At 73.5% G+C, this 19,770-nt stretch carries 15 protein-coding genes; all 15 read right to left on the reverse strand.

Translation table 11 applies throughout. From position 1 onward, the window contains the following. Positions 1-87 precede the first annotated feature (87 nt). Complete coding sequence (locus tag ACQP26_RS23200; RefSeq protein ID WP_433493997.1) at positions 88-2,196, reverse strand: ThuA domain-containing protein; 2,109 nt, start codon at positions 2,194-2,196, stop codon at positions 88-90. A 17-nt stretch (positions 2,197-2,213) separates the two neighbouring features. Beyond that, entirely contained in the window at positions 2,214-5,048 is a 2,835-nt protein-coding gene (locus ACQP26_RS23205; RefSeq protein WP_433493998.1) for an RICIN domain-containing protein, read from the reverse strand. 220 nt (positions 5,049-5,268) lie between these two features. Then, positions 5,269-6,336: a polyprenyl synthetase family protein gene (locus ACQP26_RS23210; RefSeq protein ID WP_433493999.1), complete on the reverse strand. Its 1,068-nt coding sequence runs from the start codon at positions 6,334-6,336 to the stop codon at positions 5,269-5,271. Continuing rightward, positions 6,333-7,727, reverse strand: a complete 1,395-nt coding sequence (locus ACQP26_RS23215; protein ID WP_269704642.1) for an alkaline phosphatase family protein — start codon at positions 7,725-7,727, stop codon at positions 6,333-6,335. The genes ACQP26_RS23210 and ACQP26_RS23215 overlap by 4 nt, the downstream gene beginning before the upstream one ends. Continuing rightward, entirely contained in the window at positions 7,724-8,911 is a 1,188-nt protein-coding gene (gene eboE / locus ACQP26_RS23220) for a metabolite traffic protein EboE (RefSeq protein ID WP_433494000.1), read from the reverse strand. The genes ACQP26_RS23215 and eboE overlap by 4 nt, the downstream gene beginning before the upstream one ends. After that, positions 8,911-9,762: a TatD family hydrolase gene (locus ACQP26_RS23225; RefSeq protein ID WP_269704640.1), complete on the reverse strand. Its 852-nt coding sequence runs from the start codon at positions 9,760-9,762 to the stop codon at positions 8,911-8,913. The genes eboE and ACQP26_RS23225 overlap by 1 nt, the downstream gene beginning before the upstream one ends. A gap of 1 nt (position 9,763) precedes the next feature. Beyond that, a complete protein-coding gene (locus ACQP26_RS23230) occupies positions 9,764-10,369 on the reverse strand; it encodes an EboA domain-containing protein (RefSeq protein WP_433494001.1) in 606 nt (201 codons plus the stop codon). A 33-nt stretch (positions 10,370-10,402) separates the two neighbouring features. After that, positions 10,403-11,293: a sugar phosphate isomerase/epimerase family protein gene (locus tag ACQP26_RS23235; RefSeq protein WP_433494002.1), complete on the reverse strand. Its 891-nt coding sequence runs from the start codon at positions 11,291-11,293 to the stop codon at positions 10,403-10,405. Further along, a complete protein-coding gene (locus tag ACQP26_RS23240; protein WP_433494003.1) occupies positions 11,290-12,189 on the reverse strand; it encodes an SCO3242 family prenyltransferase in 900 nt (299 codons plus the stop codon). The genes ACQP26_RS23235 and ACQP26_RS23240 overlap by 4 nt, the downstream gene beginning before the upstream one ends. Continuing rightward, on the reverse strand, positions 12,186-13,334 hold the full coding sequence (locus ACQP26_RS23245) for an inositol-3-phosphate synthase (protein ID WP_433494004.1): 1,149 nt from the start codon (positions 13,332-13,334) through the stop codon (positions 12,186-12,188). The genes ACQP26_RS23240 and ACQP26_RS23245 overlap by 4 nt, the downstream gene beginning before the upstream one ends. 207 nt (positions 13,335-13,541) lie before the next feature. Further along, entirely contained in the window at positions 13,542-14,714 is a 1,173-nt protein-coding gene (locus ACQP26_RS23250) for a Gfo/Idh/MocA family protein (RefSeq protein WP_433496187.1), read from the reverse strand. A 53-nt stretch (positions 14,715-14,767) separates the two neighbouring features. Then, positions 14,768-15,820 (reverse strand): substrate-binding domain-containing protein, encoded by a 1,053-nt coding sequence (locus tag ACQP26_RS23255; RefSeq protein WP_433494005.1) that lies wholly within the window; start codon positions 15,818-15,820, stop codon positions 14,768-14,770. 92 nt (positions 15,821-15,912) lie between these two features. After that, a complete protein-coding gene (locus tag ACQP26_RS23260; RefSeq protein ID WP_269704634.1) occupies positions 15,913-17,001 on the reverse strand; it encodes an ABC transporter permease in 1,089 nt (362 codons plus the stop codon). Further along, complete coding sequence (locus tag ACQP26_RS23265) at positions 16,998-18,566, reverse strand: sugar ABC transporter ATP-binding protein (protein ID WP_269704633.1); 1,569 nt, start codon at positions 18,564-18,566, stop codon at positions 16,998-17,000. Before ACQP26_RS23265 ends, ACQP26_RS23260 begins: the two co-directional genes overlap by 4 nt. Continuing rightward, positions 18,563-19,741 carry an ROK family protein gene (locus ACQP26_RS23270; RefSeq protein ID WP_281577042.1) on the reverse strand — a complete coding sequence of 393 codons (1,179 nt, stop codon included), beginning with the start codon at positions 19,739-19,741 and terminating at the stop codon, positions 18,563-18,565. The genes ACQP26_RS23265 and ACQP26_RS23270 overlap by 4 nt, the downstream gene beginning before the upstream one ends. Positions 19,742-19,770: the final 29 nt, after the last annotated feature.

The raw sequence follows: 19,770 nt of genomic DNA on the forward strand, positions 1-19,770 counted from the left end.
CGCCGGAGCGTCTGCTCCCGGACAGGTTGCGCCTCCCGCCGGGTCACCGGCCACCTCGCGGTCGCCGCCTCCACTCTATGGCCTCCGTCAGGGCAGGGTCCAGCGCTGGTTCGCCGCACCCGTGCAGGTCCACAGGTGCACCGCCGTGCCGTCGGCCGAGTTGTTGCCGGACACGTCCAGGCACTTGCCGGACTGCGGGTTGCGTACCGTCCCGTCCGCCTGCGCCGACCAGTTCTGCGCACCCGTGCCGTTGCACGCGTACAGCTGGATCTTCGTGCCGTTGGCGTTGCCGCCGCCCGACACGTCAAGGCACTTGCCCAGTGCCTTCACCGGCCCGTTCGGCGTCACCGTCCACGCCTGCGCCGTCGAGCCGTTGCAGGTGTAGAGCTGGATCTGCGTGCCGTCGGCCGACGATCCGTTGCGCACGTCCAGGCACTTGCCGGCCAGGCCCCGGATCGGGCCGGTGCCGCCGCTCGCGGTGCCGCGGACCAGTGTGAAGTCGTCGACGTCGAACAGCCCGGAGCCGCTGCCGGCGAACGTCAGGTGCACGGTCTGCGTACCGGACGGCACGCCGGTGAGCGCGGTGCTCACGTCGGCGAACGTGGTCCAGCTGCCGGTGTTCGGCACCGCCACCTGGCCGAGCACCGGCCCGGTCGGCGAGCCGGTCCGCACCTGGAGCGTGCCGCCCGGGCCGCCGGAGACCACCCGGGCGCGCAGCGACGTCACACCGGTCAGGTCCAGCCCCGGGTACGCGGCCCAGTCGCCCGGGTCCACGTACCCCAGGGTCTGGCCGCCGTTGGCGCCGGCCTTGGGGTACGCGCTGACGCCGCTCGCCGAACCGAACGCCTCGGCCTGGACGGTGGTGTTGCCGGTCGGCGGCGGCGTGCCGCCGAGTTCCTTGATCCGGATGTTGCGGAACGACACGTCGTCGCCGGTGCCGTGATTCTGGATGCCGACGTGCCCGGCGAGCGACCGGGCCGGGTCGGTGTTGGTGAAGTCGTTGATCCGGACGCCGTTGAGGAAGACCTGGAGCCGTTCGGACTCGACCAGGATCTCGTAGGTGTTCCACTCCCCCGCCGGGTTGAGCGCCGCGTCCCGGGCCGCCAGGTCGGCGGACTTGAAGCCGTAGATCGCGCCGGTGGTCCGGTCGGCTGCGTCGGTGGGGTCGATCTGCACCTCGTAGCCGTTGTCGACCGCCGAGTTCGGGTCGCTCGACGGCGGGAATCCGACGAACACGCCCGAGTTGTCGTCACCGGCCAGCCGCCAGTCCAGCTTCAGCGAGTAGTTGGTGAACTGCTTCGCGCTGTACCAGTACAGGCCCATGCCGCCGACCGAGGTGAGCGTGGCGTCGGCGTTGGTGAAGCTGCCCGGCCCGGCCTGGGACCAGCCGGTGGTGCCGCCGTTGTAGAGCGCGGTGTAGCCGGTCTCCGGCCGGCAGTCGGCCTTCGTGCGCCCGGCCGCGTAGCGGATGCCGCCGAGCAGGTGGTTGCGGAACGCCGCGTCGGCGTACGACGCCTGGGTGTGGCCGCCGCCGGTGTAGAAGGACCGGCCGCCGCTGTACGTCTTGCACCAGGCGTGCGGGTGGTCGCCGCCCATCGAACCCCCGGAGTACGAGGACTCGTCGAGGCTGGCGAGCACGTGCGCGGTGGAGCGGGCGTTGGTGCGGTAGTCGTACCACTCGTCGGTGCGGTTCCACTGCTGGGGCAGGTGCGCGGTCGCGGCGTGCGCCCGGTCCTCCACCTTGACGGTGGCCGGCTGGATGGCCGGGTGGGAGGCGAACCAGGCGCCGACCAGGTTGCCGTAGAACGGCCAGTCGTACTCGGTGTCGGCGGCGGAGTGCACGCCGACGTACCCGCCGCCGGCGCCGATGTACGCCTCGAACGCCGACTGCTGGCTGGCGTTGAGGACGTCGCCCGTGGTGTTGAGGAAGATCACCGCCTCGAAACGGGCCAGGTTGGCGGTGGTGAACTGGGCGGCGTCCTCGGTCGCGGTGACGGTGAAGCTGTTCGCCGCGCCCAGTTCCCGTACCGCCTGCACGCCGGTGGCGATGGAGTCGTGGCGGAAACCGGCGGTCTTGGAGAAGACGAGCACGTCGTAGGGGGCGTCGGCCGCGGTGGCCGGACCCGCGGGCGCCGTGCAGGCGATGGTGGCCAGGACGGCGGTCACCGCCCCCAGTGCGGTACGCAGGAGTTTCATCTGGTTCTCCTTCATCCTCAGGGCAGGGTCCAGCGCTGGTTCGCGGCACCCGTGCAGGTCCACAGGTGCACCGCCGTGCCGTCGGCCGAGTTGTTGCCGGACACGTCCAGGCACTTGCCGGACTGAGGGTTGCGCAGCGTCCCGTCGGCCTGCGCCGACCAGTTCTGCGCACCCGTGCCGTTGCAGGCGTACAGCTGGATCTTCGTGCCGTCGGCGGTGGCCCCGCCGGAGACGTCCAGGCACTTGCCGAGCGCCTTCACCATGGCGTTCGGGGTCACGGTCCACGACTGCGCCGTCGTGCCGTTGCAGGTGTAGAGCTGGATCTGGGTGCCGTCCGCGGTCGCCGCGTTGCGCACGTCCAGGCACTTGCCGGCCAGGCCCTTGACCGGGCCGGTCCGGACGGCCGAGGTGGTGAGCGTGAACGCGTCCAGGTCGTAGAGCGCCCCGCTGCCCCCGGCGAACGTCAGGTAGAGCGTGGTGGTGCCGGCCGGCGGATTGGCGATCGTGCCGGTGACTGTGGTGAACGTGTCCCAGGCGCCGGTGACCGGGACGGTGGCCGAGCCGAGCACGGTGCCGGTGGCCGAACCGGCCCGCACCTGCAGCGTGCCGCCGGCCCCGGCGGACGAGACCCGCGCGGTGAACCCGGTGGCGTCGGCGAGCAGGTACGGCTGGAACGCGATCCAGTCGCCGTTCTGGATGTCGCCGACGGTCTTGCCGCCCTCGGCGGTGGCCTTGTCGAACGTGTTGATCCCGGACGAGGTCCTGAAGTGCTCGGCCTGCCGGTGCCGGGGCTGGAGCGTGTGCTGGGTGTGCGTGGTGAGGCCGCCGGAGTCGGTGTACTCGGCGTCGAAGACGGCGAAGATGTTCGCCGCGTCGTCGTGCTCACCGTCGACGGGTACGGCGATCGAGCCGGTGCAGCCGGTCGCCGAGGTGATCTGGTGGCCGTGCTGGTCGTGGCCGAGCACGTAGGTCATCTTGACCTTCGTGCAGTCGATCGTGGCGTCCTCCGGGTCGGTGACGGTGATCCGGAACGGCACGGTGTCGCCGAAGGAGAACAGCTTGCCGTTGCCGGGCGTCTCGATGACCACTGTCGGCGCGGTGTTGCCGACGGTGACAGTCACGCTCGCGGTGCCGGTGGCGCCCTGCGGGTCGCGGACGGTGAGCGTGGCGGTGTACCTGCCGTTCGCGGTGTAGGTGTGCGAGGGGTTCGCCGCGGTGGAGGTGCCGCCGTCGCCGAACGTCCAGGCGTACGTGAGCGCGCCGCCCTCGGGGTCGGACGAGCCGGCCGAGGAGAACGCCACAGCGAGCGGCGCGGCGCCGGAGGTCCGGTCGGCGGCGGCGCGGGCCACCGGGGCGCGGTTGGCGCCGCCGAGGTAGTCGAAGCGGTACAGCGCCGAGTTGGCGTCGCCGTTGAAGTAGCCGGTGCCGTAGTCGAGCACGTAGTAGGCGCCGTCCGGGCCGAACGCGGAGTCCATCACCTGCTTGCCCGTCCAGCCGAACGTGTCGATGGTGCCGGGTGAGCCGTCGGCGTTGACGTGGATCGGCTTGATCCAGCCCCGGCCGAACTCGGTGGCGAAGAACTGCCCGTCGAAGGACTGCGGGAACTTCGTGGTGGACGGGTTCGCCGCGTCGTACCGGTAGACCGGGCCGCCCATCGGCGACTCGGAGCCGCCGCCGAACTCGGGCGGGCTGCCGGCGTCACCGGCGTAGCGGATCCAGGACGGCTTCGCCGCCGGCAGCGTGGCCAGGCCGGTGTTGCGGAAGGAGTTGTTCGTCGGACCGCCGGTGCAGTTGTACTTCGCGCCGGCGGTGCCGGTGGCGAAGTCCCATTCGGCGTACGTCTCGGCCGCCGTGTTGGTGCCGGTGCAGTACGGCCAGCCGTAGTTGCCGGGCCCGGTGACCCGGTTGAACTCGACCTGCCCGGACGGGCCGCGGGCCGTGGTGGTGCCGGCGTCCGGCCCGTAGTCGCCCACGTAGACGACGCCGGTGGCCTTGTCGACGCTGATCCGGAACGGGTTGCGGAAACCCATCGCGTAGATCTCCGGGCGGGTCCGCGCGGTGCCGGGCGCGAAGAGGTTGCCGGCCGGGATGGAGTACGTGCCGTTGGCGTTCACCTTGATCCGCAGGATCTTGCCCCGCAGGTCGTTGGTGTTGCCGGCGCTGCGCTGCGCGTCGTACCCGGGGTTGCGGTTGGTGCGCTCGTCGATCGGCGCGTAACCGGCGGAGTCGAACGGGTTGGTGTCGTCACCGGTGGACAGGTAGAGGTTGCCGGCCGCGTCGAAGTCGATGTCGCCGCCGACGTGGCAGCACAGCCCCCGGTCGGCCGGTACGTCGAGCACGTCGACCTTGCTGGCCTGGTTGAGCGTGAAGTCGGCGTTGAGCGTGAACCGGGAGAGCCGGTTGACGCCCTGCCAGGCGGAGAAGTCGGTGCCGGTGGCGGGCGCGTCCCCGGCCGGGGTGGACAGCGGCGGCGCGTAGTAGAGGTAGATGTGCCGGTTCGAGGCGAAGCCGGGGTCGACGCCGACGCCCTGGAGCCCTTCCTCGTCGTGGGTGTAGACCGGCAGCGTGCCGATGACAGTGGTGGCGCCGGCCGCGTCGGTGCGGCGCAGCGTGCCGTTGCGGGCGGTGTGCAGGACCGACCGGTCCGGCAGCACCGCGAGCGACATCGGTTCGCCGGTCTCGGCGACACCGCGGGCGAGTTCGACCTGCTGGAAGTCGCTCGCCGGGATCGGGTGGGCGGACGCCGGGACGGGCGCCGCGGCCGCGGTGACGGCGCTGGCGGTGGCCGCGAGCAGCAGCGCTGCGGCAGCGGCGAACGGTCGTCGGGCACGGGGGTGGTGGTGGCTGGACATGCTGTGCTGTCCTTCCTGACGCGCGCAGCCAGGACCGGGCGCGCGTCGCGCCGGATGCCGAGCGGGGGATGCTGCGCCTCGCCGAGGCGGGCGGTGCGGGGGCGGTCACCTCGACGAAACAGCGTTGTGCTGTGCACGACATTAAGACCTTTCGATCAGCGTGTCCATAGCTTCTGATCGATCGGCTTTCACTTTCGGCGCTCAGCGACAAAAGTAGGTGTCACTCGTGGCGGTCGACCGCCCGCTCCACGAGCCCGGCCAGCACCCGCCGCGCCGGCTCCGCCAGCGGCAGCGCCTCCAGCGCGAGCACCGACGCCTCGGCCCGGGTACGGATCATCCGCTCCACCGCATCCCGGGCGCCGGACTCCTCGACGATGCCCCGCACCTCGGCGGCACCCGCCTGATCGAGTTCACGATCGCCGACCAGCTTCTCCAGCCGGGCCGCGCCGGCCGGGGAGGCGGACGCCCGGGCCAGCGCCAGCAGCACCGTCGGCTTGCCCTCCCGCAGGTCGTCCAGGTTGGACTTGCCGGTCACCGCCGGGTCGCCGAAGACGCCGAGCAGGTCGTCACGGAGCTGGAACGCGTCCCCGAGCGGATCGCCGAACCCGGCCAGCGCCGCCACCTCCTCCGGCGCCGCGCCGGCGAGCGCGGCGCCGATCTGCACCGGACGGGTCACGGTGTAGCGGGCCGTCTTCAGCCGTACCACGGTGAGTGCGCCCGCCACCGAGCCGTCCCCGGCCGCCCCGACCACGTCCAGGTACTCCCCCGCGATCACCTCCGAACGCATCCGGGCCAGCAGCACGTGCCCCCGGTGCAGCCGCTCGGGCGGCAGCCCGCACCCGTGGAACATCTGCGCCGACCAGGTGGCACAGAGGTCACCGCAGAGCAGCGCCGCCTGCCGCCCGTACGCCGTGGCGTCGCCCGGCCGGCCGGAGCGGGTGTGCAGGTCTGCGAAGAACCGGTGCAGCGTCGGCGCGCCCCGGCGGCGGTCGCTGCGGTCCACGATGTCGTCGTGGATCAGCGCGAACGCGTGGAACAGCTCCAGCGAGGCGGCGGCGGTCACGATCGGCGAGCCGTCCGGGCCACCGAACCCCCGCCAGCCCCAGTAACAGAACAACGGCCGCATCCGCTTACCGCCGGCCAGGACGAACCAGCGCACAGCGGTATGGACGGCCCCCGTACCGTCGTCCGGCCGATCCGGCTCTCTCGCGTCCAGGAACGCGGCTAGCGCGGCGTCGAAGCGGCCCCGCAGCAGGGCCGGATCGGTCGGTGCGACGGTTACGGTCATGGTGCCTCCCTGGCCAGCCCGGCGAGTTCGAGCAGCAACGCCTTCACATCGGTGGCCTCCACCCGGGGCCGGATCGCGGCCCGGTCGGAGCAGATCAGCACCGGGCCGTCCGCCGGGTCGGCGGGCAGGCGCCCGTGGGAACCACGTACCGCCCGCGCGCCCGCGTCCAGCCCCACCACGGACATCAGGTAGCGCAGCCCGAGCTTCTTGCGGGCCAGCGCCACCGCCGCGCGGCGCTTCGCCGCACCCGGCGCGGCCGGGTCGAAGAACAGCTCCGCCGGGTCGTAGCCGGGCTTGCGGTGGATCTCCACCAGCCGGGCGAAGTCGGGCGCCCGCGCGTCGTCGAGCCAGTAGTAGTACGTGAACCAGGCGTCCGGCTCGGCCACCAGCACCAGCTCGCCCGAGCGGGGGTGATCCAGCCCGTACCCGGCCTGCCCGGCGGCGTCGAGCACCTCGGCCACGCCCGGCAGCGACGCGCAGAGCTTCGCCACCGCCGGCACGTCCGCCGGATCCTTGACGTAGACGTGCGCCACCTGGTGGTCGGCCACCGCGAACGCCCGTGACGTCCACGGGTCGAGGTACTCCATCCCGGCCTGGGTGTAGACCCGCAACAGCCCTTCGGCGCGCAGCATCCGGTTCACGTCCACCGGGCGGGACACGTCGGTGATGCCGTACTCGGACAACGCCACCACCGTAGCTCGCTGCTCGGCCGCGGCGTCCAGCAGCGGAGCGAGCACGGTGTCCAGTTCGGCCGCCGCGGCGGCGGCCCGCGGGTCGGACGGGCCGAAGCGTTGCAGGTCGTAGTCGAGGTGCGGCAGGTAGACCAGGGTCAGGTCGGGGGCGTGGTCGGCGAGGATGCGCTGCGCCGCCCGGCTGATCCAGGCCGAGGACGGCAGCCCGGCGCCCGGCCCCCAGTAGCTGAACAGCGGGAACGTGCCGAGCGCGTCGGTGAGCGTGTCCCGCAGCTCGGGCGGGTCGGTCCAGCAGTCCGGCTCCTTGCGGCCGTCGGCGTGGTAGACCGGCCGTGGCGTGACCGTCCAGTCCACGTCCGCGCCCATCGCGTACCACCAGCAGACGTTGGCGACCCGGTAGCCCGGCTCGACGCGGCGGGCCGCCTGCCACACCTTCTCGCCGCCCACGAGCGCGTGGTGCTGCCGCCAGAGCAGCACCTCGCCCAGGTCGCGGAAGTACCAGCCGTTGCCCACCACGCCGTGCCCGGAGGGCAGCTCGCCGGTGAGGAACGTGGACTGCGCCGAGCAGGTCACCGCTGGCAGCACGGTGCCCAGTTCGGCGGCGAACCCGGCGTCGGCCACCGCGCGCAGCCGGGGCATGTGCGCCAGCAGCCGCGGCGTCAGCCCGACCACGTCGAGCACCACCAGCCGCCGGCTCACGAGGAGACCACCGCTGTCGGCGCCAGCCCGAGCGCGGTCAGCTCGTCGCGGGCGAACGCCAGCTCGGCGGCGATGCCGGCGGCCAGCTCCGCGTCGCCGCGCGGCCGCCGCGCCTCCGGCAGCACCCCCCAGGTGTACGTCTCGACGTCGAGGTGGTCGCAGCCGGCGACCGGGCCGGCGAACAACGCGGCGAGCGCCTCACGCAGCACCGGCACCGTGGAGCGCAGTGGCGGCTCGGGCGGGGCGTGCAACGGCACGTGGTAGTGCACCCGCCACGCCCCTGGTAGCCGCGCGTCGAGCGCGGCGTCGAGGTCGTCGGCCGCGTACGCCGGGTCGGCCGGGTCGGTGGCGCCGGCGCACCCGGCCGCCCGGGTCTGGTGCAGGAACCTCGGTTCGACGAACCGGCGCAGCGCCGCGCTCGCGCCCGCCGGGTCCGGCGCCTCGACGGCGGCGGACACCTGGACCTTGACCACGGGGAGACCGGCGGCACGCAGCCCGGCCAGGGCATCGGCCGGCTGCTCCCAGGCGCACGCCAGGTGTGCGAGGTCCAGGCAGATCCCGAGCCGGTCGGTATCCATGTCTGAGAATACCTCACATGCTTGTCCCGTCGACTCGACCAGGCAGCCGGGTTCCGGCTCGAAGCCGACCCGGATCACCCGGCCGGTCTCCCGCTGCACTGCGGCCAGTCCGTCGGCCAGCGCGTCCAGCCGGCGCCGGGCGGTGGCCGTCCGCCCGGCGTCCCACGGGGTGCGCCAGGCCAGCGGCAGCGTCGAGACCGAACCGCGGGCGGCGTCGTCGGGCAGCAGGTCGGCCAGCACCCGGGCCAGGTCCAGCGTGTACGCCGACCGCTGCGGCGTGGTCCAGTCCGGGTGGTACACCGCACCCTTGACCACCGGGGCCTGGAACGCGGCGTACGGGAAACCGTTGAGCGTGACCACCTCCAGCCCGCGTACGGTCAGCTCGTGCCGCAGCCGGCGGCGGGCCGACGGGTCGGCGGCGAGCGCGGCGGCCACCGGCGCGGCCAGCCAGAGGCCGAGCCCGAGCCGGTCGGCGTCGAGTGCCCGGCGCACCGCCACCGCGTACGTGTCGAGTTGCGCGACGATGCCGGGGAGGTCCTCGGCCGGGTGCACGTTCGTGCAGTAGCCGAGGTGGACGGTGGTGCCGTCGGTGTGTCGCAGCCGCATCACTGCCCCCCACGCGCGATCGAGTTGCCGGCGAAGGTGGGCGCGGCGGCCTCCAGGTCGGTCAGGTCGAGCCGGCCGGACTGGCCGTAGAACTCGACCGGGTTGCGCCACAGCACCCGGTCCACGTCGTCGGCGTCGAACCCGGCCAGCAGCATCGCCTCCCCGGTGGCCCGGGTCAGCAGCGGATCCGAGCGGCCCCAGTCGGCCGCCGAGTTCACCAGCATCCGCTCGGTGCCGTACCGCTTCAGCAGCTCCACCATGCGCGGCGGCGACATCTTCGTCTCCGGGTAGATGGAGAAGCCCAGCCAGCAGCCGGTGTCCCGGACCAGCTCGACTGTGACCTCGTTGAGGTGGTCGATCAGCACCCGGCCGGGCGCGATGCCGGACTCGGCGACCACGGCGAGGGTGCGCTCCACGCCGCGCGCCTTGTCCCGGTGCGGTGTGTGCACCAGCGCCGGCAGGTCGTGCGCGACCGCCAGGGCGAGCTGACCGGCCAGCGCGGCGTCCTCGGCCGGCGTCATCGCGTCGTAGCCGATCTCGCCGACCGCCACCACGCCGTCCTTGTCCAGGTAGCGGGGCAGCAGGTCGAGCACCGGCCGGCAGCGCGGGTCGTTCGCCTCCTTCGGGTTCAGCGCCACAGTGGCGTGGTGCCGGACCCCGAACTGGCCAGCCCGGAACGGCTCCCACCCGATCAGCGAGTCGAAGTAGTCCACAAAGCTGTCCACGCTCGTGCGCGGCTGGCCCAGCCAGAACGCCGGCTCGACCACCGCGCGGACCCCGGCGGCGGCCATCCGCTCGTAGTCGTCGGTGGTGCGGGACGTCATGTGGATGTGCGGGTCGAAGATGCGCATGTCACGCCTCCGTGGTGGGGATGGTCAGCCGGCGCAGCAGGTCGGTCGCGTCGGCGGGCATGGTCCGGCCGGCGGCCTGGCGCTCGGCGGCGTACGCGGCGAGCATCCGGGCCAGCTCGCCGTCGGCCCGCTCCGGCAGGCCGTCGACCACGGCGAGCGGCACGCCGGTGAACACGCACTTGAGCACCGCCTGCCGCCAGGTCGCCTGTTCCAGGTGGCGGGAGTACGGGCCGAGCGCGGCGGCTACCAGCCGGGTGTCGTTGGTGCGGATCGCGTCGTGCAGCAGCGGCACGCACTCCGCGCCGATCGGCAGCAGCGGCAGCGCGCGCAGCACCGCCCGCTTCTCGGCGGCGTCGCCCTGCCGGTAGAGCGTCTCCGCGGCGGCGGCGTGGCCGTGCGGCAGCGCGGTCAGCAGCAGCGCCCGGGCCGCCTCGTCGGCCGTCCAGCCCGGTGGGTCGGGCAGCGGCCCGCGACCGCACCGCCGGGCCGCGGTGGCGAAGAACCGCCCGACGGCCGTGGGCTCGGTGGCGACGCGGCGCAGCGCCGCGTCCAGCCACTGCGAATCGGGTACGCCCCGCAGCGCGGCGCGCAGTCGATCGGGTGTCATGCCGTCTCCCCTCTACGGGTGGAAGGTGGTGGGTCACCGCCCCTCGCCGCGCGAGGCGGCGGCGCGCAGGAAGTCCAGTGAGCGGGCGGCGACGGCCGGCGCGGCGTGCGAGTGGCGGGGCAGCTCCACCGCCACCAGGCCGCGGTAGCCGGCGTCGGCCAGGGCGCGCAGCACCGGCGGGAAGTCGATCTCGCCGGTGCCGAACTCGAGGTGCTCGTGCACGCCCCGGCGCATGTCGTCGATCTGCACGTTGACCAGGTGCTCGGCGACTGCCGCCACGCACCGCGGCACCGGCAGCGGCTCCAGGCAACGGCAGTGTCCGATGTCGAGCGTGATGCCGAAGCCGGGCGGTTCGCCGAGCGCCGCGCGCAGGCGCCGCCACCCGGCGATGTCCTCGACGAGCATGCCCGGCTCCGGCTCGAAGCCCAGCGGCACGTCCACCTCCGCCGCCTCGTCGCAGACGGTCGCGCAGCCCGCGACCAGGCGGTCGGCGGCGACGTCTGGTGGTACGCCGGGCGGGCGTACGCCGGCCCAGAAGGAGACCGCCTCCGCGCCCAGGTCGGCGCCGATCCGCACGGCCCGGCGCAGGAACTCCACCCGGCGCGCGGGGTCGTCGTGCAGCAGCGTCGGCGCGTGCTTGTGCCACGGGTCCAGCAGGTAGCGGGCGCCGGTCTCGATCACCACAGCGAGCCCGAGCGCGTCCAGCCGGCGGCGCACGGCGGCGACCCGGCGGATCAGCCCGAGGGCGAACGGGTCCAGGTGGTCGTGGTCGAGGGTGAGCGCGACGCCCACGTACCCGAGGTCGGCGAGGACCGCCAACGCGTCACCGAGCCGGTGGTTGGCGAAGCCGTTGGTGCCGTACCCGAAGCGCAGCGCGCGCGGCCCGGGCAGCGGTTCGGCAGTCACGTCGGGGAGAGCGGTCATGTCGGCGAGATCAGTCGGGCCAGTCGGCGGCCGAGCGGAGCGGCCCCGGCCACAGCGAGGCCGAGCAGCCGCGCCCCGGCGCGGGCGGTCAGCGCGCCCTGCAACGCGGGCAGCCCGGTGATCCCGGCGCCGACGGCGGCGCGCACCCGGCCCGGTGACGGGTCGGCGAGCACCCGCGCCTGGGCCCGGCCGTAACGGGCGACGTATCCGGCCGCGAGGACGGCAGGCACGAACTCACCGAGCCGGGCGGCGCGGCCGGCACCGCTGCGGCCGGAGCCGGTGGCGGACGGGGTGGGCCGGGCCGGGGTGGCGAGCGCGATCAGCGCGGTGCCGGCCAGCGTGAGGCCGGGCAGCCGCCGGTCCGCGCCGGTCACCTCGCGGCGGGACAGCGCGGTCACGGTCCAGGTGTGCGCCGCGACGGTGAGCGCGGCCGGCAGCGCCCGGACCACCCGGCCGCCGGACGCGCCGAGCAGCACGTCCAGCCCTCGGCAGGCGGCCATCACCGCGGGCCCGGCGGCGGTGTTCTTCGCGCGCAGGTCGTACCCCCAGATCGTGGCGGCGAGCGGGAGCGCGACGGCGGCCGCCCGGCGGCCCCCGGCGGCGGTGGCGACGGCGAGCCCGGCGGCGGTCAGGCCGGACGCGACGCCGAGCGCGACGGACGGGCGCACCCGGCCGGACGGGATCGGCCGCTCCGGCCGCTCGACCGCGTCCAGCCGCCGGTCCGCCCAGTCGTTGGCGGCCATCCCGGCCCAGTAGAGCAGCACCGACGCGCCGGCCAGGGCCGGTGTGCGCGGGCCGAGCGCACCGGCGGCCGCCGCGCCGGAGAGCACATCCCCCGGTACGGAGAGCGCGGCGGGCGCACGGACCAGTTCGGCCAGGTCGGCCAGGCGGGTCACGGCGTCACCCGGGCGTGCAGGCCGGCGACGAAGTCCCGCAGCACCGTCCACTGGTCGCCGAGGGCGTGGCCGGTCGTGCCGAGCGGATCCTTGAAGAAGAACGCCAGCTCGGTCAGCGGGCCCTCGCGCCCGGCCGCGTGGGCGGCGGCGGTGAGCCGGGCCAGGTCCAGCACGAGCGGCGCGGCCAGCGCGGAGTCGCAGCCGTGCCAGGTGAACTCCATCCGCATGCCGGTGCCGAGAAAACCGGCGAACGTGACCAGGTCCCAGGCGGTCTTGAAGTCGCCGAGTTCCTCGACGTACTCGATCCGGGTGTGGCCCTGCGGCAGGTAGCCGAGCGTCTCGGCGAGCACCCGCTGTTTGCTGCCCACCTTCGCGGCGTTGGCGGCCGGGTCGGCGAGCGTGGCGCCGTCGCCGCCGCCGAGCAGGTTCGTGCCGGACCAGGAGCGCACGGCCAGGTGGCGCATCGCGAACATCGGCGCGAGCACCGACTTGAGCAGTGTCTCGCCGGTCTTGCCGTCGTGCCCGGCGTACGGCAGTCCGCGTTCGGCGGCCAGCGCGGCCAGGGCCGGCAGCCGGGCACCAGTCGACGGGGTGAAGTCCACGTACGGGCAGCCCGCGGTGAACGCCGCGTACGCGTACGCGGAGCTGGGCGGCAGCACGTCGGCCGGGCCGGTCAGCGCGTCCCGCAGCGCGGCCGGGTCGCTGTGGGCCGGATGCGGGGCGGTCGCCGGTTCGGTGGCGGCGACGTTGACCATCACCACCCGGTTCAGCCCGTGCCGGGTGCGGAACTCAGTCAGGTCGCGTACCACGGCGGCGATCCGCTCGCCCTGGTCGCCGTCGGTGGGTGCGGGCCGCAGCGACGCCTCGACGGCGGCCAGGTCGGGCGCCACGGCGTCGGCCAGCCGGGCGGGCAGCACCCCGGCGGCGGCGAGCGCCTCGGCGCGTTTGGTAAGCGGGGCGGCGACCACGTCGTGGCCGCCGCAGACGAGATCGGCGAAGCCCGGCAGGGCGGGCCCGCGCAGGGCGGGCAGCTCGGTCACGCAGCCGGTCGGCGCGGTGAGCCCGGCCCGCAGGGCCAGCCCGCCGACCACGGCGGTGGTGGCGACCGAGCCGCGCGCACCCACCAGCCAGACACCCGTACGCATTCGCGCTACCTCCCCAGGTAAGGCCGGTCCACCGGTGCGGCCGGGGAATCCCGGTCCGGCCGCACCGGAGGGCCGTGCTGGTCGTGCCGGCGGACACCGGCGGCACGCTCCCCGGAGCCGGCCTCGTCCCCGCCGCGGGGCGCAACCGCGGGCGGGCCCTCGCCGGCCGGCGCCGGTGAGTGTCGGGCGGGCCTGGCCCGCCTCGGGTCAGGCGGAAGCTTCGGCCAGCGCTGGCTCCACCTCCGTCCAGGCGGCCCGCTCGGCCGAGCGGGTCACCGCGTCGAGCACGAGCTGGACCTGCAACGCGTCGGCGAACGACGGGGCCGGGTCGGCGCCGGTGGCGACCGCCTCCACGAAGTCGCGCGCCTGGTGGGTGAAGGAGTGCTCGTAGCCGATGATGTGGCCGGGCGGCCACCACGCACCCAGGTACGGGTGGTCCGGCTCGGTCACCAGGATCCGGCTGAAGCCCTGTTCGGCGGCGGGCCGGGTGGCGTCCAGGAACTCCAGCTCGTTGAGGCGTTCCAGGTCGAACACGACACTGCCGCGCGAGCCGTTGATCTCGACCCGCAGGGCGTTCTTGCGGCCGGTGGCGAAGCGGGTCGCCTCGTACGTGGCCAGCGCTCCCCCGTCGAGCCGGGCCACGAACACCGCCGCGTCGTCCACCGTCACCTCCCCCATGGCGCTGCCGTTGCCGTCGGCCTGCGCGGCCAGGCCGCTCGACCCGGCAACCAGTGGCCGCTGGCGCACGAACGTCTCCGTCAGCGCGCTGACCCCGGTGATGAGCTGGCCGGCGACGTACTGGGTCAGGTCGATGATGTGCGCGCCGATGTCACCGAGCGCGCCGGAGCCCGCCCTGTCCTTCTGCAACCGCCACACCAGCGGGAACTGCGGGTCGACGATCCAGTCCTGGAGGTAGGTCGCCCGCACGTGCCGGATCTCGCCGATCCGCCCCTCGGCCACCAGCTGACGCATCAGGGCGACAGCGGGCACCCGCCGGTAGTTGAAGCCGCACATCGCGCGTACCCCGGACGCCCGGGCCCGGGCCGCGGCCTCGGTCATCTCCCGGGCCTCGGCGACGCTGTTCGCCAGCGGCTTCTCGCACAGCACGTGCTTGCCCGCGGCGAGCGCGGCGAGGGCTATCTCGCGGTGGCTGTCCCCCGGCGTGCAGATGTCGACCACGTCGATCTCGTCGGACTCGACGAGCCGCCGCCAGTCGGTGGTGTAGCCGTCCCAGCCGAGCCGGTCGGCGGCCTCGGCCACCTTCGGTTCGTCGCGGCCGCAGACGAGCGTCATCCGCACCCGCGCCGGCAGGTCGAACACCCGGTTCACGGTGCGCCACGCCTGGGAGTGCGCGGCGCCCATGAACGCGTAGCCGACCATGCCGACCCGCAGGATGCTGTCGTGACTGGACAAGGTGGGTCTCCCCCCGTGTGTCAGAACCCGAGCTTCAGGTAGTCGCTCGCGTTCTCCTTGGTGATCGTCTCGGAGGCGAGGACGATCTCCTTCGGTACCTGGAGTTCGACCAGGTCGGACATGCCCTTGCCCTGGCCGATCAGGCGGGCCAGGGAGATGGCCGAGGAGGCCATCGACGGGCTGTAGGTGACTGTGGCCTTGAGGACCGTGTTGTCGGCGGCGATGTCCTCCATGGCCTTCTTGGAGCCGGCGCCGCCGACCATGATGAATTCCTTGCGGTTGGCCTGGTTGACCGCCGCGAGCACGCCGATGCCCTGGTCGTCGTCGTGGTTCCAGACCGCGTCGATCTTCGGCAGCGCCTGGAACAGGCCGGTCGCGGCCTGCTGGCCGGAGTCGACGGTGAACTCCGCCGGCCGCCGGTTGGCGACCTTGAACCCGTACGAGGCGAGCGTGTCGGCGAACCCCTTCGAGCGTTCCTGGGTCAGCTCCAGCGACTCGATGCCGGGGATCTCGCCGATCACCGGGTTGCTCACGCCCTTGGCCTTGAGCTGCTCGGCGATGTAGGTGGCGGCGGCCACCCCCATGCCGTAGTTGTCGCCCTTGATCTGGCACCGGTAGGCGCGCGCGTCCGGGAAGGCGCGGTCCAGGTTCACCACCGGGATGCCGGCCTTCATCGCCTCCAGGCCGAACGCGTTGAGTTCCTTGCCGTCGTGCGGCAGCAGCACGATCACGTCGGGCTTCTGCGAGATCAGCGTGGACAGCGCCGCCCGCTGGGCCGCCGCGTCCGCGCCGGCCTCGACCGACTTCAGCTCCACGTCCTGGTACGCCCCGGCCTGCGCCTTGGCGTTGTTGGTGATGGCGGCGATCCAGCCGTGGTCGGCAGCCGGGGCGGAGAAGCCGATGGTCACCTTCTTTCCCGGCTCAATGTTGGCGCCGGAACCGGCCGCCTTGGTCTGCGCCTCGGTCGGGCTCTGCTCGTTGCTGGTGCAGCCGGCGAGCAGCACCCCGGCGGAGACGGCGGCCCCGCCGAAGAGCAGCCGGCGGCGGGACAGGTCATGGCGCGGTGTTCTCATGACGCCTCCTGGGATGAGGTGGTGGGGTGGTTTCGGGTGTGGCGGGCCGGACCACTGTCGGTGCGACGGCGGCCGGGGGTGTGCGAATGGGATCAGGTGGTGGTGGCCCGGTTGCGGGCGAGGAACTGGGTCAGGCTGCCGAACTGCACCTGCTGGACGAGGACGGCGGCGACGATGATGCCGCCCTTGACCATGTTCTGGGCCTCGGCGGACAGGTTGTTGATGGCGAACAGGTTGGTGATCGTGGAGAAGATGATCACCCCGAGCAGGGAACCGATGATCGTGCCCCGCCCGCCGCTGAGCAGCGTGCCGCCGATGATCGCGGCGGCGATCGCGTCCAGCTCGTAGAGGTTGGCCATCGCCGCCTGCGCGGAGGTGGCCTGCGCGGTCAGCATGACCGCGGCGATGCCGCAGCACAGGCCGGAGAGCGCGTAGAGGAGCACCGTGTGCCGGCGTACGTTGATGCCGGCGAGCCGGGCCGCCTCGGGGTTGCCGCCGACCGCCACCGTACGGCGGCCGAACGTGGTGCGGTTCAACAGCACCCAGCCGGCCGCCACCACCGCCACCAGGATGTAGACGAGCAGCGGGATACCGAGCACGTTCGTGCTGGCGATGCCGTTGATGAACGTGTTGCCGGACACCTGGGTCTGCTTGTCGGAGATCTCCGCCGCCAGCCCCCGGGCGGCGACGAGCATGGCGAGCGTGGCGATGAACGGCACCAGCCGTCCGTACGAGACGAGCAGCCCGTTCACCACGCCGACGGCGAGCCCGACGGTGAGCGCGGTGAAGATCATGCCGCCCGCGCCGTAGCTCTGCGTGGCCACTGTGGTGCACCAGACCCCCGCCAGCGCCACGATCGCGCCGACCGACAGGTCGATGCCGCCGCCGATGATCACGAAGGTCATCCCGACGGTGACCACGCCGACCACCGAGGCGAGCTTGAGGATGGTGAGCGTGTTGCCCCACACCCAGTTCGCGTCACCGTAGAGGTCGGGGCGGGTCAGGATGCCGATGACCACCAGGACGACGAGCGTGGCGAGCAGGCCGAGGTTGCGCTTGACGCCTTCCCCGCCGTCGCCACGCCACCAGGAGAGCCGCGCCGGCGCGTCGACCTTGGCGGTCTCCGCCCGTTCCACCGGCGGCGACTGTGCGGGCAGCGAGGTGTCAGTGGCTTCGCTCATGCCGGTGCGCCTTCCATGAGAGACCCCGCCATGACGAGGTCGAGCACGGTGTTCTCGTCCAGTTCGCCGGCCGGGGCCTCGCGGACCACCCGGCCCTCCCGCATCACCAGCACCCGGTCGGCCAGGCCCAGCACCTCGGGCACCTCGCTGGAGACCAGCAGCACCCCGACGCCGCGGGCGGCCAGGTCGCGGATCACCTGGTACAGCTCGGCCCGAGCGCCCACGTCCACGCCCCGGGTCGGCTCGTCGAGCAACAGCAGCCGGGTGTCCCCGAGCAGCCACCGCCCGACCACCACCTTCTGCTGGTTGCCGCCGGAGAGCGTGCGCACCGGCCGGCGTACGTCCCGGGGCCGCAACTCCAGCGACGCCGCGATCCGGTCGGCCTCGGCGCGTTCCCGTCCGGCGTCGGTGAACCCGAGGCGGGCGTACCTGCTGAACGTGGCGAGCGTGACGTTGCGGTAGATCGGTTCGCCGAGCAGCAGCGCCTGACTCTTGCGCTCCTCCGGCGCCATGCCCATCCCGGCCCGTACCGCGGCGCCCACGCTGCCCGGACGCAACACGCGGCCGTCGACCCGGACCGTCCCGGCCTGCGCCCGGCGCGCGCCGAAGATGGTCTCCAGCAGCTCCGAACGGCCGGAACCGACCAGCCCGGCGATGCCGACGATCTCGCCGGCCCGGACCCCGAGCGAGACGTCGGCGAACTCGCCGTGCCGGGTCAGCCCGTCCACCCGCAGCAGTTCCGCACCGCCCCCGTGGTCGGCCGGACGCTGCGGGAAGACGTACTCGATGGTCCGCCCGGTCATCCGGGCGACCAGATCGCGGGTCGGCGTCTCGCGGGCCGGCAGGCTCGCCGCCGTGGTCCGGCCGTCCTTGAGTACGGTGACCCGGTCGCCGATCTCGCGGATCTCCTCCAGCCGGTGCGAGATGTAGATGACCGCGATGCCCTGCGCGGTGAGTTCCCGGATGATCCGGAACAGGTTCGCCACCTCGTCGTGGGCCAGCACCGCGCTCGGTTCGTCCATGATGATCAGCCGGGCCTCGTGGGACAGCGCCCGGGCCATGCTGACGATCTGCTTGCCCGCGGCGGGCAGGTGCCGCACCAGACGGCCGGGCGGGATCTCCGGGTGGCCGAGCCGGGCCAGGATCTGCCGGGTACGCCGGGCCATGTGCCCCCGCCGGACGAAGCCGAACCGGCGCGGCTCGTGGCCGAGGAACGCGTTCTCCGCCACCGACAGGTCGTCGACCAGGTCGAGTTCCTGGTAGATGGTGGCGATGCCGGCGCGCATGGCGGCCTGCGGGTTGGCGAACGACGCCGGCTCGCCCCGCCACAGGACCTCGCCGGAGTCCGGGCGGTGCACCCCGGCCAGCACCTTGATCAGGGTGGACTTGCCGGCGCCGTTCTGTCCCAGCAGGCAGTGCACCTCACCGGCCCGTACCTCCAGCTGGACGCCGTCGAGCGCGCGTACCCCCGGGAACGTCTTGACCACGTCGGTGAGGCGCAGGACCACCTCGCCCGCGACGGCGTCGGCGGGCGCCTCGACCAGTGGCGTGCCGGTGTCGCTCATGCTGCTTCTCCGAACGCGAGGTCGCTGGCCAGCACCGCCGCGCCGGCGACGCCGGCGCGCGGGCCCAGCTCGGACAGGACGACGGGCAGGTTGCCGGTGGCCAGCGGCAGCGAGCGGCGGTAGACCACGCTGCGGATCTCGGCGAGCAGGATGTGGCCGAGCTGGGCGAGCCCGCCGCCGATGACGATCATCGACGGGTTGGTGAAGCTGACCAGCCCGGCCAGGACACTGCCGACCCGCCGGCCGCCGTCGCGGATGAGCTGGATGCAGGTGACGTCCCCCTCGATCGCCCCCTGCGCCACGTCCAGCGCGGTCACCACGCCCCGGGCGGCCAGCCGCTCGGCCAGCGCCGGGGACACCTCGGTGCGGGCCGCCACAGTCGCCTCGCGGGCCAGCGCGGCGCCGCTGAACACCGCTTCCAGGCAGCCGAGGTTGCCGCAGGAACACATCGGACCGTTCGGGTCGACCTGGATGTGGCCGATGTCCCCGGCGCAGCCGTCGGTGCCCCGGTAGACCTCGCCGTGCAGGTAGATGCCGCAGCCGATGCCGGTACCGATCTTGATGAACAGGAAGTCGTCGACCGAGTGGGCCACGCCGCCGTGCCGTTCCCCGATCGCCATGATGTTGACATCGTTGTCGACCACCGCCGGGCAGCCGTGTTCGCGGGTGAGCAGCTCGCGGACCGGGAACCGGTCCCACCCGGGCATGATCGGCGGGGAGACCGGCACGCCGTCGCGGAAGCTCACCGGGCCCGGTACGCCGATGCCGACCGCGTCGAGCCGCTCGTACGCGCCGTCCACCTTGGCCTTGTGCAGCAGCTCGTTCACCCGCTGGAGGGTCACCTTCGGCCCGGAGCGGATGTCGGCGGCCTCGGTGTAGGCGGCCACCGTCTCCAGCCGGCCGTTCACCACCTCCACGTCGATCGAGCTGGCGCCCAGGTCGACGGCGGCGAACCGCAGGTGCGGGCTCAGCTCGACGAGGGTGGAGCGCCGCCCGCCCCGGGAGGCGGCCAGCCCGGCCTCCGCCACGTATCCGAGGGAGACGAGGCGTTCCAGCTCGGCGAGCAGGCGCGGGCGGGGCATCTGGAGCCGGTCGCCGAGTTCGGCGCGGGACACCGCGCCCTCGTCCCGGAGCAGCCGCAGGAGCCGTACGTGCAGGGGGTCGGCCGTCCGCACCGGCAGTCACCTCCGCATCGGATGGGTGT

The sequence above is a fragment of the Micromonospora sp. CA-248089 genome (genome assembly GCF_050948515.1).
In the GTDB taxonomy this organism is placed as follows: domain Bacteria; phylum Actinomycetota; class Actinomycetes; order Mycobacteriales; family Micromonosporaceae; genus Micromonospora.